This is a genomic window from Niallia sp. Kr1 (genome assembly GCF_050389805.1).
Classification (GTDB): Bacteria; Bacillota; Bacilli; order Bacillales; family Cytobacillaceae; genus Bacillus_BD.
The window spans coordinates 2,710,304-2,734,132 of record NZ_CP130945.1 but is presented as its reverse complement, the minus strand read 5'-3'; the positions used below and the strand labels follow the sequence as shown (position 1 = coordinate 2,734,132).

General features: G+C 36.9%; 23 protein-coding genes and 1 pseudogene. 15 read left to right on the top strand and 9 right to left on the bottom strand.

Going from position 1 to position 23,829, the window contains the following annotated elements:
* Positions 1-220 precede the first annotated feature (220 nt).
* Both rlmD and Q5760_RS13165 read right to left on the bottom strand, forming a co-directional pair.
* Positions 221-1,606, bottom strand: coding sequence for a 23S rRNA (uracil(1939)-C(5))-methyltransferase RlmD (rlmD, locus tag Q5760_RS13170; protein WP_428912573.1), 1,386 nt, complete (start codon positions 1,604-1,606; stop codon positions 221-223).
* A 287-nt stretch (positions 1,607-1,893) separates the two neighbouring features.
* Positions 1,894-3,426 (bottom strand): alpha/beta hydrolase, encoded by a 1,533-nt coding sequence (locus tag Q5760_RS13165; RefSeq protein WP_428912572.1) that lies wholly within the window; start codon positions 3,424-3,426, stop codon positions 1,894-1,896.
* A 557-nt stretch (positions 3,427-3,983) separates the two neighbouring features.
* On the opposite strand from Q5760_RS13165, the gene Q5760_RS13160 reads away from it, so the two are divergent.
* Both Q5760_RS13160 and Q5760_RS13155 read left to right on the top strand, forming a co-directional pair.
* Positions 3,984-4,433, top strand: coding sequence for a hypothetical protein (locus Q5760_RS13160; protein ID WP_428908106.1), 450 nt, complete (start codon positions 3,984-3,986; stop codon positions 4,431-4,433).
* A gap of 159 nt (positions 4,434-4,592) precedes the next feature.
* The gene (locus tag Q5760_RS13155) at positions 4,593-4,943 is read left to right on the top strand and encodes an ASCH domain-containing protein (RefSeq protein WP_428908105.1); all 351 of its coding nucleotides are present in this window, start codon (positions 4,593-4,595) and stop codon (positions 4,941-4,943) included.
* A 51-nt stretch (positions 4,944-4,994) separates the two neighbouring features.
* On the opposite strand, the gene Q5760_RS13150 is transcribed toward Q5760_RS13155, so the two are convergent.
* Both Q5760_RS13150 and Q5760_RS13145 read right to left on the bottom strand, forming a co-directional pair.
* Complete coding sequence (locus Q5760_RS13150) at positions 4,995-6,071, bottom strand: tartrate dehydrogenase (RefSeq protein WP_428908104.1); 1,077 nt, start codon at positions 6,069-6,071, stop codon at positions 4,995-4,997.
* Positions 6,072-6,107: 36 nt separating this feature from the next.
* Positions 6,108-6,706, bottom strand: a pseudogene (locus Q5760_RS13145) (aldehyde dehydrogenase family protein); the annotation flags it as partial.
* 344 nt (positions 6,707-7,050) lie between these two features.
* Here Q5760_RS13145 and Q5760_RS13140 point away from each other — a divergent pair.
* A complete protein-coding gene (locus Q5760_RS13140) occupies positions 7,051-7,485 on the top strand; it encodes a YaiI/YqxD family protein (protein ID WP_428908103.1) in 435 nt (144 codons plus the stop codon).
* Between the two features lie 42 nt (positions 7,486-7,527).
* On the opposite strand, the gene Q5760_RS13135 is transcribed toward Q5760_RS13140, so the two are convergent.
* The gene (locus tag Q5760_RS13135; RefSeq protein WP_428908102.1) at positions 7,528-8,151 is read right to left on the bottom strand and encodes a trimeric intracellular cation channel family protein; all 624 of its coding nucleotides are present in this window, start codon (positions 8,149-8,151) and stop codon (positions 7,528-7,530) included.
* Positions 8,152-8,386: 235 nt separating this feature from the next.
* On the opposite strand from Q5760_RS13135, the gene Q5760_RS13130 reads away from it, so the two are divergent.
* From Q5760_RS13130 to Q5760_RS13115, 4 genes are all read left to right on the top strand, one after another.
* Positions 8,387-9,058, top strand: coding sequence for a response regulator transcription factor (locus tag Q5760_RS13130; RefSeq protein WP_428908101.1), 672 nt, complete (start codon positions 8,387-8,389; stop codon positions 9,056-9,058).
* Positions 9,059-9,177: 119 nt separating this feature from the next.
* Positions 9,178-10,068, top strand: a complete 891-nt coding sequence (locus Q5760_RS13125; RefSeq protein ID WP_428908100.1) for a sensor histidine kinase — start codon at positions 9,178-9,180, stop codon at positions 10,066-10,068.
* 120 nt (positions 10,069-10,188) lie between these two features.
* Entirely contained in the window at positions 10,189-10,956 is a 768-nt protein-coding gene (locus Q5760_RS13120; protein WP_428908099.1) for an ABC transporter ATP-binding protein, read from the top strand.
* Positions 10,949-12,925, top strand: a complete 1,977-nt coding sequence (locus Q5760_RS13115; protein ID WP_428908098.1) for an ABC transporter permease — start codon at positions 10,949-10,951, stop codon at positions 12,923-12,925. Before Q5760_RS13120 ends, Q5760_RS13115 begins: the two co-directional genes overlap by 8 nt.
* A gap of 61 nt (positions 12,926-12,986) precedes the next feature.
* Here the strand turns inward: Q5760_RS13115 and Q5760_RS13110 are convergent, their stop codons facing one another.
* Entirely contained in the window at positions 12,987-14,108 is a 1,122-nt protein-coding gene (locus tag Q5760_RS13110) for a conserved virulence factor C family protein (protein ID WP_428908097.1), read from the bottom strand.
* A gap of 279 nt (positions 14,109-14,387) precedes the next feature.
* Between Q5760_RS13110 and Q5760_RS13105 the strand changes: the two genes are divergently transcribed.
* From Q5760_RS13105 to Q5760_RS13080, 6 genes are all read left to right on the top strand, one after another.
* Positions 14,388-14,975, top strand: coding sequence for a hypothetical protein (locus Q5760_RS13105; RefSeq protein WP_428908096.1), 588 nt, complete (start codon positions 14,388-14,390; stop codon positions 14,973-14,975).
* Between the two features lie 217 nt (positions 14,976-15,192).
* On the top strand, positions 15,193-15,345 hold the full coding sequence (locus tag Q5760_RS13100; RefSeq protein ID WP_428908095.1) for a BH0509 family protein: 153 nt from the start codon (positions 15,193-15,195) through the stop codon (positions 15,343-15,345).
* 158 nt (positions 15,346-15,503) lie between these two features.
* The gene (locus Q5760_RS13095) at positions 15,504-15,953 is read left to right on the top strand and encodes a cupredoxin domain-containing protein (protein WP_428908094.1); all 450 of its coding nucleotides are present in this window, start codon (positions 15,504-15,506) and stop codon (positions 15,951-15,953) included.
* A gap of 192 nt (positions 15,954-16,145) precedes the next feature.
* On the top strand, positions 16,146-16,511 hold the full coding sequence (locus tag Q5760_RS13090; RefSeq protein WP_428908093.1) for a Na-translocating system protein MpsC family protein: 366 nt from the start codon (positions 16,146-16,148) through the stop codon (positions 16,509-16,511).
* 249 nt (positions 16,512-16,760) lie between these two features.
* Positions 16,761-17,780, top strand: a complete 1,020-nt coding sequence (locus Q5760_RS13085) for a Nif3-like dinuclear metal center hexameric protein (protein ID WP_428908092.1) — start codon at positions 16,761-16,763, stop codon at positions 17,778-17,780.
* A gap of 17 nt (positions 17,781-17,797) precedes the next feature.
* Positions 17,798-18,913 carry a hypothetical protein gene (locus Q5760_RS13080; RefSeq protein ID WP_428908091.1) on the top strand — a complete coding sequence of 372 codons (1,116 nt, stop codon included), beginning with the start codon at positions 17,798-17,800 and terminating at the stop codon, positions 18,911-18,913.
* Positions 18,914-18,986: 73 nt separating this feature from the next.
* Here Q5760_RS13080 and Q5760_RS13075 read toward each other — a convergent pair whose 3' ends face one another.
* Together Q5760_RS13075 and Q5760_RS13070 are read right to left on the bottom strand one after the other, a co-directional pair.
* Positions 18,987-19,445 carry a hypothetical protein gene (locus tag Q5760_RS13075; protein WP_428908090.1) on the bottom strand — a complete coding sequence of 153 codons (459 nt, stop codon included), beginning with the start codon at positions 19,443-19,445 and terminating at the stop codon, positions 18,987-18,989.
* 126 nt (positions 19,446-19,571) lie between these two features.
* The gene (locus Q5760_RS13070) at positions 19,572-20,018 is read right to left on the bottom strand and encodes a universal stress protein (RefSeq protein ID WP_428908089.1); all 447 of its coding nucleotides are present in this window, start codon (positions 20,016-20,018) and stop codon (positions 19,572-19,574) included.
* A gap of 294 nt (positions 20,019-20,312) precedes the next feature.
* On the opposite strand from Q5760_RS13070, the gene Q5760_RS13065 reads away from it, so the two are divergent.
* The gene (locus Q5760_RS13065; protein WP_428908088.1) at positions 20,313-21,656 is read left to right on the top strand and encodes an MATE family efflux transporter; all 1,344 of its coding nucleotides are present in this window, start codon (positions 20,313-20,315) and stop codon (positions 21,654-21,656) included.
* Positions 21,657-21,707: 51 nt separating this feature from the next.
* On the top strand, positions 21,708-22,508 hold the full coding sequence (locus tag Q5760_RS13060; RefSeq protein WP_428908087.1) for a hypothetical protein: 801 nt from the start codon (positions 21,708-21,710) through the stop codon (positions 22,506-22,508).
* A gap of 325 nt (positions 22,509-22,833) precedes the next feature.
* Here Q5760_RS13060 and Q5760_RS13055 read toward each other — a convergent pair whose 3' ends face one another.
* Positions 22,834-23,829: an LLM class flavin-dependent oxidoreductase gene (locus Q5760_RS13055; RefSeq protein WP_428908086.1), complete on the bottom strand. Its 996-nt coding sequence runs from the start codon at positions 23,827-23,829 to the stop codon at positions 22,834-22,836.

Here is a 23,829-nt window from a genome sequence, read left to right as displayed (position 1 = left end):
ACGAATTTCAGTACAAAAAATCCGAAGATCAGTCGGAAAAAAGACTGACCTTCGGATTGGCATTTTCATTGATAGAAATTCTGAGTGTGTTTTAGGACAAAGCGAGTAATGACAAGAGATAGAAGTGAACAACAAAAGAGAGGAAGAACTCTATATTCCCCCTCTCATGCTACTATTATCTCGGGTTCTTATTGGAAAATCGGTAATGTTTATTATTGGGCTACAATTTTTTTGTTAACACCGCACAACATTCTACATGGACCGTGTGAGGAAATAAATCTACAGGTTGAACGACTTGTAGTTCGTACCCAAACGGTTCTAGTTCCTTAATATCAGTTGCAAAGGTACTAGGGTTACAAGAAACATAGACAATTCGCTCTGGTTGTGCTCGACCGATTCTTCTCATGACTTTTCCACCTGCACCTGAACGTGGCGGGTCAAGTAATAATAATTCTGGTTTACCAAACTCCTCGATCACTTGATCGAAACCTTTTCTAGCATCTTTAGCTAAAAATGAAGTATTATTAATCCCATTATCGTTTGCATTTCGTTTAGCCGACTCGATAGATGTCTCCACTATTTCGATTCCGACCAGTTCCTTTACTTGATTGGCAAACGGAAGTGAGAATGTACCGACCCCACAGAAAAGATCAATCATTTTTTCCGTTTTCTTCGGTTCACCCATTTCGATCGCTAAATCAACTAATTTCTGCGCTTGGGTTGGATTCGTCTGGAAGAATGTATCAAACCAAACACGGAAACGATAGCCATCCATTTCATCATAAATAAAGTCACGACCAGCTAAAATATGACTTTTTTCTGATTGAGTTCGGTCTGCCCAATCAGTGTTTTCCATCCACAATAAACTTTTTACTTTTGGAAATTTATTCGATATACGTGATATTAAATCAGTCGCAGCCTTTTCAAGCTGATCGACTGGACCTTCTGTCGCAAATAAGGCCAGCATGATTTCTCCAGTAGCAAACGATTGTCTGACCATTAAATGGCGAAGTAATCCTTCATGAGCATCCTTGTTATATCCTGATAATTCATGGTGTTTTGCCCAATCTGCCACTTCCATCGCAGCTTCTACCATTTCTTTCCCAGCAATTAAACACGTTTCAAGTGAAATGATTTTTCGGAAATTTCCTTGTTCATGAAGTCCCATAGATCCATCAGTTGCAAAGGTAAACTCCATTTTATTTCGATAATGCCAAGGCTCGTCCATTCCGATCGTATCGCGAACCAACGTCGGATCGAATCCTTGTGACTCAATCTCATGTTTCACATAGCCAGTCTTATGTTCGAGTTGTCCTTCATAAGACCAATGCTGCCAAACACAGCCACCACATTTATCAAAATGTGGACATGGAGCTTCTATTCTCTGTGGGTTTGCCTCAAGAATTTCTTCTGGTAGGGCTTTCCGTCGTTTTCGATCCGGTTGATCAACCGTTACCTGTACTTTTTCACCAGGCAGGGTTTGCGGAATGATCAGCTTTAATTTCTTGCGATTTCCCTCTTCATTTTCTCTCCAAACAACAGCTTGGCCTGATCCTTTTTCATCTAAACGGTTGATTTCCGCAACCATCGTTTCTCCTCTAGTCATCGTCAAATCAAGTGCCTCCTTATAAAGCCAAAAATTCCTGTATAGCATCAAACGTTTTACGTTTATCACCTGTTTGTTCAAAATCAACACACATTATACTAGTATAAAAGAAAAACGACCTTTTTTAAAGAAAAATCGAGGTACACCCTTAATAAAGGCGGTGGCGTATTTTTTATTTCCTTTATTATAAATAAAAAGCGTCAGGAACCATCCATAAAATGGAAGATACCTGACACTTTGAGTTCTTCTATTGTGACAAAACATTCTCTTTCCCCACAAGTTTATTATTAATCTAGACGTGGGTCCCTTTCCTCTCCAGTTATTAAATCCCTTACTTTTACAGGATTTTCTGGCGTAGGAATAGTCTTGCTTTCTGGAGGTATGGATTTATTTTCGACCCAATCAACTAGTAAATCAAAGGCTTGATGGGCATATGGCAATAAAGGTTGAAGTTCCTTTTCTGGATCTGCCCCAGCATTCCAAACAAGACTGTCTACATGATTCCCGTTTTCAATGGTATAAAGACGGTGCAAGTGTTCTTTACCCGCTTTTTTTACTAGTTTTTGATAGCCTTCCGCATGAATTTCAGGGAAAATTAAAGCATCCAGTGACCCTGTAAAACTAATTAACGGAACATCAATATCTCCAGTATTGGCGATGGCTTTGATTTTTTCTTTAACTTCTTTCGGTCTTGAGACATATTTATAGTTTTCAAAGATGTGGTCATAAGTACGATCCCTTATAGCTCCATTGAAGTTCAAGTAATCCTCCCATGGAATACCTCCTGGAGCACTCGGGTCAAAATGATCGCGGTAAATATTTAGAGTGACAAACCAATACACTTGGTCATGGTAAGGCCATAGCTTTTCGGAACCTTTTGGCAACCCTGCTTTATACAATTTTTTGATTGCTTTTTCTTTTTCCTTCCCAGTTCCATAAATAGCTTGTTCAGCATTATTAACAACCGGAGTAAGGGAACTTATAAGATTTGGTGTTTTTTCAGTCCAAAGTACACCTTCCCAGTCAACTCCTCCATCAAACAGACGGGGTTCTCCTGTTTTTTCCGGTCCATCATGTTCAAGTGCATATCGGACTACATAGCCGCCATTGGAAATCCCCATTGCATAAGTCGGCACTTTATGAGTATCGCTGACTAAATCACTTGCAGGATTTGAAGAATCAGTTGGACTAATAAGTTGATCACTAAAATTTTCTTTTAAGTATCGTTGAGCAGCTTTTGTAACTTGGCGGAAGCGAAGGTTCCATTCTGAAACACTGTCATCGTCATCTACTAGAGCATTTTTGGCTTTTGCAAAAGGATCAGAAGTTGAAGCCTCTCCCTGTGTTCCTTTATCAATTGCAGCAAATGCATAACCTTTTTCAAGGACAAAGTCACTAAATAAAAGGTCCGTAGAGGTTTCGTTTCTTGTTGCTGGAATCCCAGAAACTACAAGTTTTCCATTCCAATTATCAGGAACACGAATCACAAACTGTGCGTCATCGAAAATACCATTAATCTGAGTTCCGGTTATTGGAGCAGGTTTATTCATTTGATGCCATCCTGTACCTAAATCTTTATCCCCCCAGTTAGTAGGTGCCAAACCGCTGTTACCAAAAAGAGTTGCTTGTGTCAATTGTGTAGGGTTAGCTGTTGTCAGCCAATTTTCTTCTTTCCCATTAAAATAGGTTTGCTGGACAGAATGAGCACCAGGAATAAGCGATTCGTTTTCACTTGCTATAGCGGAATTCCCTGCTCCAATTAATCCCCCTCCAAAGAAAATGGAAGTACACAAAGTTAAAGCCAAGACTTTTCGTTTCAGAAAAACCACGCTCCTTTAATCTTGTCCTAGTGGTAGGCTCTTCCATTTTACTCTGAATATTCCAAAAATTCAAGCGCTTGACCATTAATATTCTAAGAACAATATACTAAGCTGACTTTTAATTAGTATCAATTGATTTATAAAATCTAATACCTTACAAATTTTAGTAGCTATGTTGAAGTTAAATACCGGTTATTACGAAAAAAGGACTTCAATTATAACCTTCTAATTGTTATTTTAACTTAATTTATTGCCCTTAAATTTCAAATTTTACGCTGAGTTCATTCCTTTTTTGCTATATATATGTATTTTTTAGAATTCATATAAAGTAAAATAAAATCCCTACATCAAGTAAATAATATCCTTGTCCAACATGAATGATGTTAGACATGAATTGGAGGTGCATTACCATTTATGGAATGTTGATCTTCCTAATTATTTTGTTTTTAGTTGCTTCGTTAAATTTTAATAATATAAAAAATAAAGTAAAACCCATTCCGGCAGGTGCAGTTAAATCAAAATCTTCTCCAGAAAATCAATTCAAGGAGGAAATAGCGATGGAAAAAGATACGGAGTTTAAAGAAAGAGCCAAAGCGGCAGAGAAAGCTAAAATTGAGCGTATGGCTTCTGAGAAAGTGGAAGAAGAAATCGCTACAGAACTAGCACCTTTAAAGGATCAATTAAAAGAAATCCAATCGACTCTAAAGAACTATGGAACCAATGATTTAGAAATGAATAACCAGTTTTCAGAAGTGCTCCAACCTTATCAACTATTACAACAAATGCAGAATTTTAGTTATCAAGCCCAACAGCAACAGCAAAAAACATTCCAACAATTACAACAATCAATTCAACAAACTGCCCAAATGTTGAGCAGTGTTGAACAATCGCTTCAATCCATGAACATGTTAAATCAAATCACAGGTCAATTAAATCAGTCACAACAAGCTCTTCAGCAACAAGTACAAGGTCAACAGTCAGGTAAACAGGATTCATCAAGGCAGTAAAACTGTCCGATTGAAATTGGAAAAGTGCCACCATCCATATAGCAGATAGTGGCACTTTTTCTTCAGAAACTCTATAATAATGTAAAGGTATTATTTCTCAAGCAATGGTCAACCTTGAATACATAATTGAATGGTTAAAGAAGAAAGGATGAAATTTCATTGAATCAATCCATAGAAAATCATGATTTACCACCAAAAACATGCTCCATTGAGCGACTGGTGACAATCGAAAAAGATGTTGAAAAAGTATTAGCAGGTGAAAAAACGGCAACCAGACGAAATGGTAGATATGCAGATCCAGGTGAAATTATGGAATTAAAGGGAAAGAAATTTGTCGTAGAAAAGGTCTATTCCCAATCTTTAGGAGAATTAACGGATGAGGATGCTAAACGAGAAGGCTATGCTTCTGTAGAAGAGTACAAACAATCCATCCTATCCCTTCACCCTGGAATGCCATGGCTTCCACAAATGAGAGTCTGGGTTCATGAATTTAGTTTGATGGATGAATAAATAACCATAAAAGCGTACCTTCGAGTTTCTGAAAGGTACGCTTTTTAAATCCTATTGTTGAATCATGGGACATAAATGCTTGATCACAGCTTGTCCAACATCTTTCGTGGTTGACGTCCCACCCATGTCTGGAGTTAACGTCTCCCCTTCGATTAACACTTGTTGAATCCCTTCTAAGATGAGAGCACCGTACTTTTCATATCCTAAAAAGTCCATCATTTGACTTGCTGACCAAATGGCTGCTAGTGGATTAACGATATTCTTCCCAGCAATATCAGGGGCTGATCCATGAATCGGCTCAAACATAGAAGGATACGTTCTTTCTGGATTAATATTTGCTCCTGCAGCAAGTCCAATACCACCCGCAATCGATGCTCCTAAATCCGTCAAGATATCCCCGAATAAATTAGATGTTACCACGACTTCGAATCGTTTTGGATCTTTTATCATGAGCATCGCCGCTGCATCTACTAAATAAGAAGCCTTTCCAACATCCGGGTATTCCCTGCTTACTTCTTCAAACACTTGATCCCAAAATACCATCGAATAATTTAATGCATTTCCCTTACTGATACTGGTTAGTGTTTTTCCTTCTTTTCGAGCTACCTCAAAGGCATAGCGAATAATCCGTTCTGTTCCTTTTCTTGAAAAAACGCCATTCTGCAGGACAACTTCATTTTCTTGACCTTTAAAAAGCCAGTCCCCTGCACCGGCATATTCTCCTTCACTATTTTCACGGATAAACAGCATATCAATTTCTTCTCGCTCAACGTTAAGTAAGGCAGGTGGAGCTCCTTTTAATAATGTAATGGGTCTAATATTGACGTATTGATCAAAACCTTTACGAATTTTAAGTAGTAAATCCCATAACGAAATATGGTCGGGAACTCCTGGGTATCCAACAGCTCCTAAATATATGGCATCAAAAGACTTCAATTTTTCAAGTCCATCTTCATCCATCATGACACCATGCTTTGTATAATATTCACAACCCCATGGGAATTCTGTCCACTCAAACGTAAACGTTTGATCCAAATCTGCTAAGGTATTTAAGACGTTTACCCCTTCTCTGATGACTTCTGGACCAACACCATCCCCTGGAATAAGCGCTATTTTAAACGTTTTCATTTTTTTCACTCCTAAACAAATGATTTAGCATACATTGACAACAGGCGCAAAAATTTCCTGACAAGAAACGCTCAGATGCGGATCTACATTCGTCAAAATGGTCGGTTCTAAGATTCCTTGTTGTGTACGACCACCCATTACAACAGTTGCCCCCTTTTGCTCAGCTTCTTGGATCCAACTTAGTGCTCGTTCTGTGTCTTTTTTTGAAATAAGAGCTGAAATATACGTTTCTGGATCTAATGGAACCCCGATCCTTAAAAATTTTGCAGCTACTGCTAATTTATCAACTAGCTCATCAAATAGATCTTCGTGTGCATAAGTACGCTGGAGAGAAATACATAACTGACCTTGGTTTGAAAAAGCTCCTGTAATAAGGCGGTCAATGATTTTATTAATTTCCACGCCTTGATCGACAATGACAGCTGCATTGGATCCCAGTTCTAATGTTGTTTTCTTTAAACCTACTTTATTGCGAATTCCTATTCCGACAGCCGGACTTCCTGTAAACGTAATCATTCCAACGCGCTCATCACGAATAATGGTTTCCCCTACCACACTTCCTGATCCAGTTACCACATTAAGTACGGCATATGGAAACCTGCTTCCTGAAAAATCTGTGCAATAAATAAAGCAGAAGGCTATTTCAGCAATTTTTTCTCCTGAATAGGGGGAAAATAAATCTGAATATGTATCTGACTCTAATTGTTTTCCGTTGATAAATAAAAATTGTCCTAAGGAATTAGCCTTATTATTGGACATCTCGCTTATGCCTCCAATACTTGTCATATGTTCATTTGTTTATTTGTAATATTTAGAATATTATACAATCACTAGTCTATCACTTTTTAGTCTATATATAAATGATTAATCTTTGTTCTTTTGAGAATTTTTCTATATGATTTGAGTAATAGAGTGACAGGCACCTTCCAGTTTCTGGAGGGTGCCTGTCACCAATCTAATTTATTGTAGGTGAGATTGGATGAAGATTTATGTTGATGCAGATGCCTGTCCGGTAAAAGATATTATTATTTCAGAAGGAACAAAGGCTAATATCCCCGTTACACTTGTTACGAGTTTTTCCCATTATTCAGCTACGAAAAATCCTGAAGGTGTCGAAACGATTTATGTTGATTCAGGTGCAGATGCTGCTGATTATCGAATTATGAAATTAGCACAAAATGGAGATCTGATTGTAACACAAGATTATGGTCTTGCATCCCTCGGTTTGGCAAAAGGCTGTACGGTTCTTCACCACAAGGGATTTATTTATACCAATGAAAACATTGATCAATTGTTACAATCCCGTTATGTCAGTGCGATGATTCGAAAAAGTGGTAAACGAACCAAAGGTCCAAAACCCTTTACCTCAGAAGATCGAGAAAAGTTTAAAGAAGTGTTTCTCTCCCTCCTCTAATAAACAGATAAGATAAGCACCTTCTAGTGAACTAGAAGGTGCTTATCTTTGAGAAACCTGTTCCGCTTTAATTGAACGGAATGGCAATTTCCAATTATACATAACCGTTAATACTCGTAAAACAACAATTGCAATGAATAGCAGATAGGGCTCCCATGATTGGTTCGTAACTCCAATTCCCACGAAAAGTCCTGCTAGTATTGCCCACACACCATAAATATCCTTTGTTTGCAAAAGCAGTGGTTTTCTTCCCGCAAGAACATCACGAAGGACACCCCCTCCACTTCCTGTTAACAAAGCCGCAACAAGAGTAGCGCTAAGCGGATGATTCATTTCTGTCGCATAGAGAGCGCCTTGGATGGCAAATGCAGAAAGTCCAATCGCATATGTATAAAGTCCCCATTTTTCCCAATGCTTTAACGTCTTCATTGGAAAAATAAATACAATGGTAATAACCGTAATCGCCGATAGAAATAACAAACCTTGATCCCATAAAGCCGAAACCGGAACCCCAATTAATAGATTACGGATCGCTCCCCCACCAAAAGCGGTCACAAGATCTAAAAAGTAAACACCTAAAAGATCATATTCCCCTTCCATGGCAACAATAGTACCACTTATCGCAAACGCAATCGTTCCAATGAAATTTAAAATGTCCCACGTCATTCTTGCACCATCCTTTCATCTTGATGTAGATGGGACTTATAAATAACTTTGATTTGCTATATTGATAGAGATAAAAAGTGGCTGCTAATATATTATGAAGGTTTTTGCGAAAGTTCAATTGATTTGCTTTATAAAAAGTACCTTACAGTGACTAGCAGGCATCTGTCACTCTTTCAATGTAATGGTATAATAATAAAATAATTAAAATCTTGAAATAGCTGAAAGGGGTAGGTTTATGTACAAGATTTTGATCATTGAAGACGATTCTATTATAGCGAAATCGCTGATGAAGCATCTCATATCATGGGGATATGAAGTGGAGTGTGCGGAAGATTTCAAAAATGTGTTGACCCAATTTGTTTCCTTTGACCCTCAGTTGGTCCTTCTAGATATTTCATTGCCCTTTTTCAACGGCTATCATTGGTGTACCGAGATTCGCAAAGTGTCCCAGGTACCGATTATCTTTATCTCTTCTGCCTCTGATAATATGAATATTGTTATGGCTATCAACATGGGCGGGGATGATTTTATTGCCAAACCGTTTGATCTGAATGTCCTTACTTCTAAGGTACAAGCATTATTGCGCCGGACCTACGATTTTACTGGACAATCTCATTTACTGGAACATAAAGGAGCGATCCTGAATACAAGTGACTCTACCTTAACGTTTAATGGAAAGAAATTAGAGTTATCCAAAAACGATTATAAAATCCTCCATATACTTTTTGAAAACAAAGGAAAGACCGTTACTAGAGAGACGATGATGGCACGTCTTTGGGAAACAGATCACTTCATTGATGATAATACACTAACCGTTAATATCAATCGGTTACGAAAAAAATTAACTGAACTAGGGCTCAATGACTTGATCAAGACGAAAAAAGGAATCGGCTATTTGGTAAATTGACCATGAAAAAATTTAGTAAACTGTTACTCACTTATTTAAAGGACCGCATAAGCCTTATACTCCTCTTCAGTTGTTTTGCTGGGATCTTTTTGATTGTCTTTTTCCTATATCAACTCCCATTGGAACCTGTACTCTATGCTTTTACCCTTAGTTTTTATATTGGTTTATTCGTTGGATGCTTTGATTTTATCAAATACATTAAGCAACACCGATTATTAACAGAACTACAAACTAAAATAACCAAAAGTACTGAGGATCTTCCGATGCCAAAAGGGCTAATCGAGGAAAACTATCAAACATTGATCACCCGTCTACACCAAGATCATATGCAAATCGTTTCGAAAGCCGATGAGATTCGTACGGACATGGTTGACTATTTTACTTTATGGGCTCATCAAATTAAAACACCCATTGCCGCCATGAACCTTTTAATCCAGGTTGAGGAAAACGAACAAAAAGATGAGTTGTCATTGGAACTTTTTAAAATCGAACAGTATGTAGAAATGGTCCTGCAATATCTGCGTCTTGACCAAACTTCTACGGATTATGTTCTAACAAAATATCATTTAGATGAAATTGTCAAACAAGCCATCCGTAAGTATGCTAGAATGTTCATTCGAAAAAAAATTAAACTAACTTATACGGACTTAAATGTGGATGTATTAACTGATGAAAAATGGCTTGTTTTTGTTATTGAACAAATTTTATCCAATGCCATCAAATACAGCGATCATGGGACGATTTCCATTTATATGGATCCTTCAAGAGAAAAAACGCTTGTGATCGAAGACACAGGAATTGGAATAGCACCGGAAGATCTGCCTCGTGTTATTGAAAAAGGCTATACCGGGTATAATGGACGCGCTGATAAAAAGTCGACTGGAATCGGCTTATACCTTTGTAAGCAAATTTTAACCAAGTTGTCTCATACGTTAGAAATTGAATCACAGGTAGGAAAAGGAACAAAAGTATCCATTCATTTAGCTACTAAAGAAATGCAAGTTGAGTAACGAAAGCCCAATCTTACAAAAATGTTAGTTTTAGACGAGGAAATGTAAGCCAAAGCGATGTCGGCTACTTTCCTCGTTTTGCTATACTGAGCTTAAAGATGAAAGGCGGTGGTTATTTAAATGCTTATGTTAGATGTGAAAAATTTAAAAAAGATCTATACCTCCCGTTTCGGGGGAAATGAAGTTCAGGCCTTATCTGATGTCACCTTTTCAGTCGAATCAGGTGAGTATGTAGCGATTATGGGAGAATCTGGATCGGGCAAAACAACGTTACTTAATATTTTAGCGGCACTTGATAAACCAACAAGCGGGGAAGTACTTTTAAATGGAAAAAGCATAGTAGCTATAAAGGAAAAAGAAATTTCTATGTTCCGGCGCGAAAATCTAGGTTTTGTGTTTCAGGACTTTAATTTGCTCGATACGTTTTCGATTCAGGATAATATCTTTTTACCGCTTGTTCTCTCGGGCAAGTCTTTTAATGAAATGAATAGTGCTCTTGGGCCTATTGCTAAAAAATTAGGTATTCAAACGATCCTACAAAAATTTCCTTATGAAGTATCAGGTGGTCAAAAGCAGCGGACCGCTGTCGCAAGAGCTCTAATTACAAATCCAAAGCTGATTTTGGCAGATGAACCTACTGGTGCATTAGATTCCCGTACCACTGAAGAATTACTGGATTTATTTACGTCAATTAATCAGGAAGGTCAAACAATTTTGATGGTCACCCACAGTACAAAAGCCGCGAGTCACGCCAGCCGTGTTCTTTTTATCAAAGACGGAGTCGTTTTCCATCAGCTTTATCGAGGTTCGATGTCAAATGCAGACATGTTTCACAAGATCTCTGACACCTTAAATGTGATTGCTACAGGCGGTGCAAGAAATGCGTAAATTCTTTTATGCCAAACTAGCCCTAACGAATATCCATAAAAACAGAAAAACGTACTATCCATATATCCTGACTTGCATAGGCACCGTTGTGATGTACTATATCCTGCATTTTATTTCTGTGAATAATGGATTGGATCAAATGTCTGGCGGAACTTCTATGAAAAACATGTTAGGATTAGGTACATATGTCATTGCCATCTTTTCGGTCATTTTTCTTTTCTACACGAACAGTTTTCTAATCAAGCGTCGAAAAAAAGAGTTTGGTTTATTCAATATACTTGGGATGGAGAAAAAACATATTGCAAGGATTATGATATGGGAAACACTCTTTGTATCTATTATCAGTTTTGTTGTTGGACTAGTGACCGGAATTCTCGGAAGCAAATTAATGTTTTTATTGCTACTAAACATGGTTAAATTCGAAGTTCCTTTTGGTTTTTATATTTCGTGGGAATCCATTCGTGCCACTATCCTCCTTTTTGTGTTCATCTTTATTTTGACCTTATTGAATAATATGAGACAAATTCATCTGTCCAAGCCGATCGAATTAATCAAAGGTGGACAAACAGGTGAAAAAGAACCGAAAACCAAATGGGTCTTAACGATAATCGGAGTCGTTGCGCTTGCAAGTGGATATTATATTGCTTTAACCACTGAGACTCCTTTAGATGCATTAGAAATATTTTTTATCGCCGTTGTTCTCGTCATCATTGGAACTTACTCCTTATTTACAGCAGGAACGATTACCATGTTAAAAATGCTTCGAAAAAACAAGAACTTTTATTATAAAACGAGCTATTTTATCAATATTTCCGGTATGATTTATCGCATGAAGCAAAACGCAGTGGGTTTAGCTAGTATTTGTATTTTATCAACCGCTGTTCTCGTGATGCTTTCAACGACGATTGCCCTATATATTGGTGTAGAAGATCAACTCAGGACCCGCTTTCCAAGAGATATTTCAGTGTCTGCGCAAAATGTATCGGAAGATGAATCGAAAAAAATGAATGAGATGATCGCAGAGGAGGCGGAGAAGCACAATCTGAGAATCGAGAATTCCATCCATTATCGCTACACTGCTTTTCCGGTGATTCAAAACGGTAATACTTTTTCTAAAAGGTCAACGGATAACGTATCCATGAATGAAGTATCCATACTCACGCTCATCCCATTGAATGAATATAATCGGATGGAAAAGAAATCGGTCGTATTAGATAAGAATGAAGTTTTATTATACACCTATCAGGGAGAATCTATTCAGGACACCCTTTCTATTTCTGGACAAGAATTTCGAATTAAAGATCGTTTAGAAACCTTTTTCATTGAAGGAATTGCCTCAAACGTGGTGGTGAACACATACTCCCTTGTGGTTCCGGATATGAGAACGATTGAAGAAATAAATGACTTGATCAACGAAAAACCTGAAAGTTTAATAGACTTATCTTACTATTTTGGTTTTGACACAAATGGAATGGCAGAGGATGAAATTGAGTTAACACATACGATTCAAAATAAAATAAAAGAAATGGATTTAGATTATTCAGTAGAAAGCGCAGAAGAATCTAGAGAGTCCTTTTATTCCTTATATGGGGGTCTATTCTTCTTGGGGATTTTTTTAGGAGCCTTGTTTATTATGGCGACTGTTTTAATCATTTATTACAAACAGATTTCCGAAGGGTTTGATGACCGACATCGTTTTGAAATTATGCAAAAGGTTGGGCTAAGTAAAGCAGAAGTTAAAAAAGCGATCCGCAGTCAGGTATTGATGGTCTTTTACTTGCCTCTCGTTACTGCGATCATCCATATCGCTTTTGCCTTTCCGGTGATTACTGATCTTCTCGCTTTATTCAGTCTAACCGATACGACGCTGTTCGTTTTAACAACATGTGGAACCATTCTTGTCTTTGCCGTCTTCTACGCAATAATCTATTCCCTAACAGCAAAGGAATACTATCGGATAGTGAGTTAACAAAAGTGACAGGCACCTTCCATTAAATGGAAGGTGCCTGCACTATGTTATTCTCGCTTTTTTATTTCTTCCGAGCTTCTGTCATCTGTTTCCACACCGACCCTTTTGCTTCTTCTCCCCCTTCAATTCGTGCAATCGCAAGTTTCACTTGAAGGCTTACTTCAAATTCAGAGTCTTGTTGGGCTGCTTTCAAAGCAGGTAAAGCACTTTCATCTCCTACTTCATATAAAAACATGGCTGCACGCCAGCGGACCAGTTTGCTTTCATCCTTTAAAGCAACCGACATTGCTTCAATGGCTTCAGTGAAGCCTAAGTCAGACAAACAGTCCCCTGCTGTTCTTCTTACTGTAACACTTTTATCTTTTAACGCCTTGTATAAAAGTGGTAGGACCGCCTTTTCTTCAATCATTCCGAGATAGACTGTTGCCAATCTGCGTATAGAAGCTTTTTCATCCTTTAATGCTTTAGATAACAAAGGTAAATCTTCCACAGTAGGATCTGGCATTTGTTCAAGAAGACCATATCGTTTGCGCCAATCAGGATCATTAAATTCATCTAAAGTTACTTTTTTTCGTTCTATTCCAGCTCTTTCCTGTTCTGGACTTTTAGCTGCACTGACAATTGCCTCCAACCGTTGAGGTGGATAAGCAGCCATCAATTCCTCTTGCATTTCTGCACCAATTTGGTCCAACTCTCCATAACGAACGCCATAGTCCTTCCATCTTCTCACCATCACGAGATTATCATTCGGTCCTTGAACCTCTATAGCTGACTTTGCGAAAACATCTGGTAGGGCATAGCGTTTTTCTTCTGTTCCGTCAGTTAACTTAATTTGCACGGGTACTCCCTTGTACATATGAACCTGAGCTTTAATTTCACCGAAATGCTCATTGATACTCTGTCCCTTTTCCCTTTCATTGCCCTCATCTTGTCCAAAAGCTTTTCGTACTAAAGGTAAAATTTCGCGCCAATCAAATTTTGCATTTCGTTCAACCGCCAAAAAGTCTGCGACATGATAGACGCCTTTAATCCCTTCAATTTCAAGAATCTTTTGCACCGCTTCTGGTGCCCCTTCTTTAGCATCTTTTTTATAATTATGGCTTTTTCCCATTGGGAGCTCTTCATCTAGATTAATTTTCATCGTATTCGGACTTGGAGTCGGTTCGATCGATGTAATTTTCATAGTCCCACCCCTTGTTTTATTTAGATAACACTCATTTTAACATGACGTAACGGCATTATCATAACATCTGCTTTTTAGCGTTCTATCACAGAAAAGAGAAATAATTGATAAATTTCAGAAAAATAGCTTTACTTTCTTCTCGTTTAGGTGTAAATTACACATATAGACTTATTTATAAGTTCTATTATTTTCATCAAGAATGAAAGTAAAGCTTCTTGTTTGGTAGAAGTTTTCAATACAGAAGTAGACTTTATCATTATATTTTTAGGAGGAATTTTCATGACACAAAGTACAAAAAATCCAGAAACAACAAAAGGAACTATTGTTGTAACAGAAGTAACAAAAAAACGTGAAGTTGAGCAAAATAATGGAGCAGTTGTAAATCTAAACGAATCGTTATTAAATTCTTGGGAAGAAAACCTAGACAGAGTTTTTGCTGTTCAAACAGAATTAGAAGAAAAATTCTTAGAAGCTTTAGATACAAAAAATAGTACATGGGGATTCTTTAACTTTGATCTTTCACAAATTGAAGAAGAACAAAAAAAGTTTTACGATAATCTTCGTGAATCTACAAAAGCAAATCTTCAATCTCTATATGGTCCTACTGTAGGTAACGTAGTAGATCAATTTTATGCACAAGCTGATACATGGACAAAACAAGTACAAGAATTCGCGTTTAAACCCTATCAAGATGGTTTGAACTATTTAAGCCAATCTCAAGAGCAATTCAAACAAAACGTACAAAGCGGTTTTGAACAACAACAAAAGATTAGAGAAGAATTCAAAAATCAAATTAAATCTACTCAAAAGGCATACTTCAATCTTTACGAAGAAAATTTAAAAGTTTTATTAAGTTTCTTTAAATAAACAGCGATTTATTCGCTGTTTTTTTTATTTGATTTCTTACACGAGAAGTCTTATCACCTCTAACCTATTCCCCCTTCCCTATCTAAAAAAATCTAGGCATTCAACCATTTTCAAAATATTTCTATAATACAGTGGATTTTTATGAATAGCTGTTATATAATAGTTAAAAATATAATAAACATGTTATATATTAATTAAAAAGGGGATGATTTACAAAATGGTATCCATTCAAGAACGTGAAAATATGATTCAATTTTTAGTGAATTATTTTGGTGGGGATCCAATCCAGTTAGAACAAATGAATGATCATACTCTTGAAAACACTTATGAATTTGCTTATAAAAGAATTGAAATGGAAAATGAACTATAATTTAGACCTACTACTAAAATTGAAAGTGGATCTTTTTTATACAAAGCAGCGACTATATTGACGCTGCTTTTTTTATTGCAAAAATCTCAACCTTTTAGACAAGTTCCCCTCCCCTGCTTCATATACTCTACAGACAAGCTATCCTGGGAGGGATTTCCATGAAGGACAGTCTAACTCGTAAACTTGGACTCTTTATTTTACCAGCGATTCCATTTTTATTTTTAGGTACTTGGTATTTGAATCAATCTGAACCGATGCCGACAAGTGGACAATTAACAAATTCAGAAAACACTTATGTTATTAATATGGTAACAGGTGAATTTTCAACTAAGACCGATGACGGTAAAGAAATTGAAGCCTACCGATGGGATCCGGGAACCGTTGTTGTTCCAAAAGGGCAAAATGTGACACTAAAGATTTATGGGGTCAATGGTAAAGAACATCCATTTTACATTGAAGGAACGGACTACAAAGGTGTCATACAGAAGGGAAAAGAATCCGAACTTACCGTCCGTTTTGATAAAGAAGGCACATACCGATTAATTTGCACGGCTCATCAAACTCTTGAACAAAATGGACCTATGATTGGGTATATTGTTGTGGATTAGTTTTATAAAAGTTTAGACGCCATCTAGAAATCTAGATGGTTTTTCTATTTAAATGAAAGAGTTCTAATAAAATAAAAAATTCTTATTTACAAATCAGATATCGTATGATAGATTTAATATAGATTAAATTTCAGAAAATTCTATCATTTAAAATGTTTTTTTCAACCACTACTTAAAATAATAGGTGATGGAATGCTTTGGTCAGTCGGTCAATTTAAACAGGAATTAATTAAGGATTACAATTCGATTAACCTTCGGATGTTTGACACTGGTGTGAAACGTCAAAAGGTCGATATTGTTGGGGATAAAGTGATTATTTTCGCCATACATAAAAGAATTTCCTCATTAAAATTTTTGGACGAGAACAATCGACTTATTACCCGCATGGCAGATATGGCCATTATTGATTCATTTAAATTAGAAATACAAAAGGTTCTAGAAGAAAAATATCAAATGAAAGTCCATTCTGTCTTAAAAGATTATGATCCCGTTACAGAATATTCGGGTACACTGATTTTTTTGGACAAGGATGCCAAGCATTATCTTTCTGGTTTATAAATAATTAAAAATGAGACTGGTAAAATGAACTCTATTTGAGTGCAGGAAAACCGTCAATACTTTCAGACAGTTGCTACATCTGTCCGATTTGTATTGGCGGTTTTTTATATTTTTAAGGCTTAATTCCCCATATGTTTGACATTTCAATAGCTGTATCTGTACATTCAAACTTTTCAATAAACAGATTTAGCTTGTTATTCAACAAGAAACATGGAAAAGCCTATTCTAACAAAAATAGGAGGTAGAATTATGTTTTATGTAAAAGATATTTTACAAGCATTAGATGAGCTAACAGGTGGCAGAGTGATTAAATCACATGCCGATTACTCGTCAGGTAAGCACCCTTTTGTTTTAATGAAATCATCCAATTTACCTGGTAAAAGTATTGTTGAAACACCAGGTCTTGTTTATGGAGATTTAGACAAAGAAATAAAAAAAATCGCAGTTACCATGACCATGACTGAAGGAAGTATTGAAATGGCCGGAGCAACAGGTGTTGATGCGATTGTCGCTCACCATCCCATCGCAGAAGCCGCGAATTCGGGTGGAGTCACACTTAAAAACTATTTAGATTTATATGGAATTGCCGCTTTTGAACTTCATGAAGCTTTCCATGGTCTTCACCCTGGAATTTCATTTTTACATGGACATCGAGCCTATCGTTCTGAAATTTCATATGGTGGCGAACATGGAAATGTGCTATTTGTTGGAAAAACAGTAGCAGATGTCCGCACATTAGGAGATATGCTTCATAGATTGGATCGATTTATGGGATTACATGAAGAAGAATCGCTAGTATTTGTAGAAAAGGAAATACGTGGGGTCTCTTCTCTCATTGAAACTAGCTTAGTCACAAAAGGTAGAATTCTAGTAGGAAATGAAGATAGTTTGGTTGAAAATATTCTCCATATTTTCCCGCATACTGGTTTTACTTCTGATCATTTACGTCAGGCTGTTATAGAGCATCCTGAAGCAGATACCGTCTTGGCTTCAATCAGTCGTGTTTATGAAGGACATGAATTAATCGAAACGGCTAGAGAATTGGGACTCAATTTTGTTGTAGGCAATTGTCATGTTTTAGAAATTCTAGAAAATGGATTACCACTCGCCTATGCTCTTCAATCCCTTTTACCAGGAGTAGAGATAGTGATTTTTCGTGAGAGAATTACTAGTACTAGATTAGATGAAGTCGGCACGCTTGATATGAAGCAATATGCCTATGATATGGCTTCGCAATATCTAATTCAAAAGGTGAAAAATGATATATAATGTTGGGGGCGATATAAATGAGTGAAATGAATACTGAAACTAGACCAAATATTGAAGAAATAGCGATCGACCAGCCTAAATTACGTTCATGGACAAGAATTGAAGTCATTGGACTTGTATTAGTGATAACGTCATTACTCGTGCTGTTCATTTCACCCGCAACACTAGCAGGTGCCTTTAGTGCTATTGTTGATCGTGTATACCCAACCGTGGTCAATGTATTTTTAACAGGAACAGTTGGAGTGGCGATTATTGTCAGTGTGATTATTGGAAGATTGTTAGAAAGACTCGGATTTACTGATGCATTAATGAGGATTTTTATACCGGTTACAAGACGGATGAATATTAATCCAGCAGTCGCCATCCCAAGTATATATAATATTTTAGGTGATATTAATGCAGCAGGTAAAATTGCTGGACCTATTTTAAAAAGAGCTGGTGCAACAAAAGATGAACAAAAGATTGCTGTTATTACAATGGTTCAATCTCAGCAATCTTTTTCGACCTTTATGTTAGGCATAGTGGCTCTAACAGCTGTTGGCGTCGACGCCTTTATTGTTGTGGTTCTTGCTGTTTTTATCCCTGTCATTTTTGTGCCTTTTTTATTATCCAAAACGTTTTATCGAAATACGAAGGCTGTACAACTTGAAAATTTGCCAAAATTTACCCCCGAAACAAAATTCATGCCTACCCTTTTTAATGCAGCAAGAGAAGGCGCCGAATTATTGTTCTTATTAATCATCCCTGCTGTAGCCGTCGTTCTTGCAGCTATTGGAATATTAGATTATGCCGGTGTCTGGACTTATATTGAGTCAGGACTATCCTCGGTTCTTTTAACCTTAAATATAGATCCTGAAACAGGAATTTTATCGATTTTGGCAAGTCCAACCTTGGCGATGGGAAAATTAGCAGAAGTTGCATCTACTATGGACCCACGTTTGGTAATCGGTTCGTTCGTTTTAGCCTCTTCAGGTTTGCCATTGTCTACTGTCTTTGGTCAAATTCCTGTTGTTTGGGCAGCTAATTCAGACTTAAATGAAAGAGAAGCAATAAGTGCAGCAGTATTAGGAATTACGATGCGTTTAATTACGGCATTTATAATCGTACTGATTGTCACTCCATTGGTTGTTTAAATGAACAAATTGATTTAATCATCCTATTGAAGAATAGATAAGACAGATTGTCTTTTCTATTCTTTTTTGCAGATTATGGAAGAGTAACTTCAAAGCGAATCTCTGTGGGAGAAAGAGAATGGACAGAGGTAGGTTCAAAATATAGAGGAACTTGATTAAAGTTCTGATCGACTTGTTTAATAAAATAAATATAGGCTGTTTGTTTAAGTTGACTGGTTATTTTTTCGTTTGGTGTTCTCAGATCTATCCAAATATCTAATGGATTTTCCAATAAAATTTCCATTGGAATACAAGCAATCGTTTCGAGGGAACCATTAAAGAGAGAATTACGTTCTGGTAAATGATGGAGGCGACCTGTTGCAGTAATTCGTTTGTTTGATAATACTAACCCATTACTATGATAGACATCTTTTCCCGTACTTAATAAGGTTTTACCGTCTTTTTGTTTAACACTGATCACAAAAGTATGACCTGGTAACATGGGGATAGCCTGATAGGAAACTAGCTCAAAGCCAATCGCTGTAATGGTCAATGAAATTCCCCCTCTAGTCAAATCTTAGTTGTAATATTACATTATATGTATGGAATACAGAAGGAATACCAAAAACTGCAGTTCAAAGCACCTCCAGAAACTGGAAGGTGCCTGACACCTGTAAAATTATGGAACTAATGTAACTGGACAAGGGGCTAGCTGTAAAACTCCTAAACTAACACTTCCGATAAAGGCGCTTTTTACAGCTCCTAAACCCCGAGTACCCATAATGATACTGGTTGCTTTCCGTTCTTTTGCTAGTTTCGTAATCTCGACTTTCGGAACCCCTGTACATACTACCTTCTCTAGCTCCACATCTAGTTGCTCTACTGCTTTAATCGCTTTTTCTAAAATTTCTTCAGCTGTTTCTTGAATATACAATTCAATATCTGCTTTAGATACAAATCGATGAATATTTGGAAATGTGTCATAGCTTGGTTGGACATTAACAAGCATAATCCGGGCATCCACCTCTTTTGCCACCGTACATGCGTATTGTAAAGCTCGATGAGAATGTGTGGATTCATCAATAGGAACAATTAATTGTCTTGTCATGAGATCACCCCGACTCATTATGATTAGACAGAATTAAAAACTTCTAGTCTATACCATATACTTCGACAAACAACCACTTTTTTCCTTTTAAGGTGACAGGCACCTCCCATTATTTGGAAGGTTTGTAAGTCTTTCATCTTTTCTATAAAATATATCCTTTTATAACAAATATACATTTAGATAACTTTACATGAACCTGGAGGTCTTTTCCTTTTTTTTAATCGGCCACTACTATATCATAACATTTAAAGAATGTTTCATAGTCTGTTAGAATATCTTAAGAATTCATTTTAGATAAGGAGTGCTCTTTTTTTGGCTATCCACGATTTTACAAAAGGTCGAGTAATGCAACAATTACTCCTTTTTTCCGGACCGATTATGCTTACCAATCTATTACAAGTATCTTATCAATTTATTGATAGTTTATGGGTAGGAAACTTACTCGGTGCCGATGCTCTCGGTGCCGTGACCATATCATCCACTGTCGTGTTGACCATTCTTTCATTTATTATTGGGATCAATAATGCTTCATTGACCATCCTTTCTCAGCAAAAAGGTAAGGCAGACATACATGGATTAAAGACGTATTTAAATGCTTTTGTCGTTGTTCTTAGTTTATTATCTGTTCTTGTTGGAATCATTGGCTTTCTATTTTCCAAACAAATATTAGTGATGTTAAATACCCCTCTAGAGATGTTGGAAGAAGCAAATGCTTACTTACAAATTAATTTTCTAGGGATCTTATTTTTAATGGGGTACAACTTTATCGCTACTGTATTAAGGGCTATTGGAGACAGTAAAACCCCCTTAATATTTGTGTTGGTAGCAGCAATTTTAAATAGTATTCTAGATCCCTTATTCATTTCTGTTTTTAATTGGGGAATCCAAGGGGCTGCTCTAGCGACGGTCTTTTCACAAGGAATAGCCTTTATACTGGGATTCTTGTACACATTGCAACTCAAAGTCGTACCATTTACCTACCCTTCACTGCCTAAATGGGAAGAAGTAAAATTGATTCTGCAACTCGGCATCCCGTCTGGTCTTCAAATGGCCGTGATTTATGCTGGGATTACCGCTATCATGACCGTCGTCAATTCCTTTGGTGGGGCTGTCGTGGCTGGATTTGGATCTTCACAACGAATTGACAGCTTGATTACATTACCCGCGATGGCATTAGGAACGGCTGTCAATAGCATGGCGGGTCAAAATATCGGTGCGAATCGCTGGGATCGTGTGCGAGAGATCGCCATTTTCGGGGCATTGATTAATTTTATGATTATGATCGTGATTGCGGTTCTTATCTTTCTTTTTGCTGAACCTTTAACTAGATTGTTTATTAAGGAAACTCAAGCGGTAAACTTTGGAACTGATTACTTAAAAATCATTGCCTTCTTCTATCCTTTTATTGGATTGAATTTTATCTTAAATGGCATTGTTCGAGGATCTGGAGCAATGTATCAAGTGTTGGTGCTGAATATCCTTTCATTTTGGATTCTCCGTTATCCATTAACGTATATTTGCTCCTCCTTTATGGGGCAAAACGGTATTGCCTTTGGAATGGGGATTAGTTTTATCATTAGCAGTATTTTCTCATTTTCCTACTTTAAATGGGGTAACTGGAAAAAGAAACAATTATTTGCGGAAAATGCAGGCTAGTTCGTTCATATGGCAACAATTTGATCATATATTTAGGTGGATTTCATTTTAATGAAGGGATTTGAGTTATGGATGAAAAAAGGAACATGGCTTCTTATTGCCAGTCTCAGTATATTTCTAGCTGCTTGTCAAAGTGAACAGGTGGAAAATAACTTCCCTGCCAATGAACCATTAGTTGAAAATAACCCTCCTGATAGTGAACAAGAATCAGTTACAATTGAAGAGATACCTGCTAAAGATCAAATGAAAGAACCCTATCAATTAAAGAAAAGTACCTATCAAAATGGAGGATTTCTCATTCATTATCCGCAACTTACCCAAATGGAAGATAAATTAAAAGAACAGCAAATCAATGAATTATTAGAAAAAGAAATTCTTGAGTATGTCGCTCAATATGAGGATGTTGATGCAACATTAACGATGGACTATGAAGTCATGTTAAATACTCCATATACGTTAAGTATTCGTTATACAGGCGATTACTATTTTAAAGGCGGCATGTATCCTAGTTATTTACTTTTTACAACGAATCTTGATCTTCCTAATGGTGAAAAATTAAGATTAGATGATTTCGTCCAGGTCAACGAAGAATTTATTAAAAAGTTCAAATCCGTTCCATATATGGATCGAGAAAATCCCCCTAACGAGGAATTAACAAATGCTGTAAAAGATTATGTTGAAAGCATGAATCCATCTGTACTCAAGCAGGCCTTCGATCAAGCGGATCTTCCAAATTTAAATGACAATCAGCATGGAATATTCACTTTCATTCAAGACGATGCGCTTATCATCAGCATTCAAGTCCCCCATGTTATTGGGGACCATGTAGAATTTAAAATGGAATTAGACTAAAAATGGGGTGACAGGCACCTTCCATAAACTGGAAGGTGCCCATAGTTATTCTATATATTTCAATTTTTTTACAAAAGTCTTTTGCTTTTTATTGATGATTTCGGTATTTAATGCCTCTTTTGTGTCAGTCCTAGAAAGTCGATCTTCTCCCTAAAACGACGGAGTGTACCTTTTCCTTTCATGGATCGAAGTAAGATAAACCACCTCTCTTGTTGTCTTGTTTAAATAAGCAAAAAAATTATCTGAGTGAGTCAGCATTCCATCGGTGATATCGATATTTTTACCTTCGTCATCCCTCTTTCCTTATTAAATACAGTCTATTTAACTATAACATTTCATTTGCGATCAATTGGTAGGATTGAATTCGATCTTCTGGTGAATGCGTAATTGTAACAATCATGATTTCATCAGCTTGATACTGTTCCTGTATGGCTTCTAATTTATTTCTTACAACTTGCGGAGTTCCTAGTATCATATTCTGTTTCATTTTTTTAAAAGTCGATTGTTCTTTTGAATCAAGGACATACTGCTTTGTTTCTTGTAAAGATGGTACACCTTGTTGACCTTTCCCTTTTTCTTTTTGTAGTGACCACATGAGTGAACATAAGGCAAGCTCTTCTGCTTTTGTATTCGTTTCCGCACAAATCGCTGAAACTGTTAAAATTACGGTTGGTTGTTGTCCGGGTTCTCTTGGTGTAAAACGTTCGTTATATTCTTGTATGATTGCCTCCCCATCCTGCTCACTCATAAACTGACCAAAAGCATAAGGCAAACCATTTTCTGCAGCGAGTATAGCACTTTTCTTGCTTGTTCCAAGAAGCCATGGCTCTGGTGAAATATCTGGAATTGGAGAAGCTTTCACTTTTGAGAACTCATGTTCTTCTGGGAAGTCATTATGTAAAAAATGAAGTAAATCCTTAACTAAAACAGGCATCTTCCAAACCTGTTGTAAAAAGTTATCAGACAATGCATTTGTAGCTTGAGCTGAACCACCAGGGGAACGTCCTATTCCAATATCAATGCGATTTGGAAATAGCGTAGCCAGCATATGAAAGGTTTCAGCGATTTTATATGGCTTATAATGAGGGAGTAAGACCGCTCCCGAGCCTATTCTAATATTCTTTGTTTTTGCTCCTATATAGCTTAACATCACTTCTGGTGCCGAGCAGGCAAGTCCTGGTAAATCATGATGTTCAGCTATCCAGTAGCGAGTATATCCCAGTTCATCTCCTACCTGAGCCAATTTCACAGATTCTTCAAGAGCCGCTCTTGCACTTTGATTGGACGATATTGGCGACTGATCCAAAATACTTAATTTCAT

Coding starts and splice junctions, on each gene's coding strand:
- rlmD (WP_428912573.1), bottom strand. CDS start 1,606: ATGACTAGAGGAGAAACGATGGTTGCGGAAATCAACCGTTTAGATGAA.
- Q5760_RS13160 (WP_428908106.1), top strand. CDS start 3,984: ATGGAAAAAGATACGGAGTTTAAAGAAAGAGCCAAAGCGGCAGAGAAA.
- Q5760_RS13150 (WP_428908104.1), bottom strand. CDS start 6,071: ATGAAAACGTTTAAAATAGCGCTTATTCCAGGGGATGGTGTTGGTCCA.
- Q5760_RS13140 (WP_428908103.1), top strand. CDS start 7,051: ATGAAGATTTATGTTGATGCAGATGCCTGTCCGGTAAAAGATATTATT.
- Q5760_RS13135 (WP_428908102.1), bottom strand. CDS start 8,151: ATGACGTGGGACATTTTAAATTTCATTGGAACGATTGCGTTTGCGATA.
- Q5760_RS13130 (WP_428908101.1), top strand. CDS start 8,387: ATGTACAAGATTTTGATCATTGAAGACGATTCTATTATAGCGAAATCG.
- Q5760_RS13120 (WP_428908099.1), top strand. CDS start 10,189: ATGCTTATGTTAGATGTGAAAAATTTAAAAAAGATCTATACCTCCCGT.
- Q5760_RS13115 (WP_428908098.1), top strand. CDS start 10,949: ATGCGTAAATTCTTTTATGCCAAACTAGCCCTAACGAATATCCATAAA.
- Q5760_RS13110 (WP_428908097.1), bottom strand. CDS start 14,108: ATGAAAATTACATCGATCGAACCGACTCCAAGTCCGAATACGATGAAA.
- Q5760_RS13105 (WP_428908096.1), top strand. CDS start 14,388: ATGACACAAAGTACAAAAAATCCAGAAACAACAAAAGGAACTATTGTT.
- Q5760_RS13100 (WP_428908095.1), top strand. CDS start 15,193: ATGGTATCCATTCAAGAACGTGAAAATATGATTCAATTTTTAGTGAAT.
- Q5760_RS13095 (WP_428908094.1), top strand. CDS start 15,504: ATGAAGGACAGTCTAACTCGTAAACTTGGACTCTTTATTTTACCAGCG.
- Q5760_RS13090 (WP_428908093.1), top strand. CDS start 16,146: ATGCTTTGGTCAGTCGGTCAATTTAAACAGGAATTAATTAAGGATTAC.
- Q5760_RS13085 (WP_428908092.1), top strand. CDS start 16,761: ATGTTTTATGTAAAAGATATTTTACAAGCATTAGATGAGCTAACAGGT.
- Q5760_RS13080 (WP_428908091.1), top strand. CDS start 17,798: ATGAGTGAAATGAATACTGAAACTAGACCAAATATTGAAGAAATAGCG.
- Q5760_RS13070 (WP_428908089.1), bottom strand. CDS start 20,018: ATGAGTCGGGGTGATCTCATGACAAGACAATTAATTGTTCCTATTGAT.
- Q5760_RS13060 (WP_428908087.1), top strand. CDS start 21,708: ATGAAGGGATTTGAGTTATGGATGAAAAAAGGAACATGGCTTCTTATT.
- Q5760_RS13055 (WP_428908086.1), bottom strand. CDS start 23,829: ATGAAATTAAGTATTTTGGATCAGTCGCCAATATCGTCCAATCAAAGT.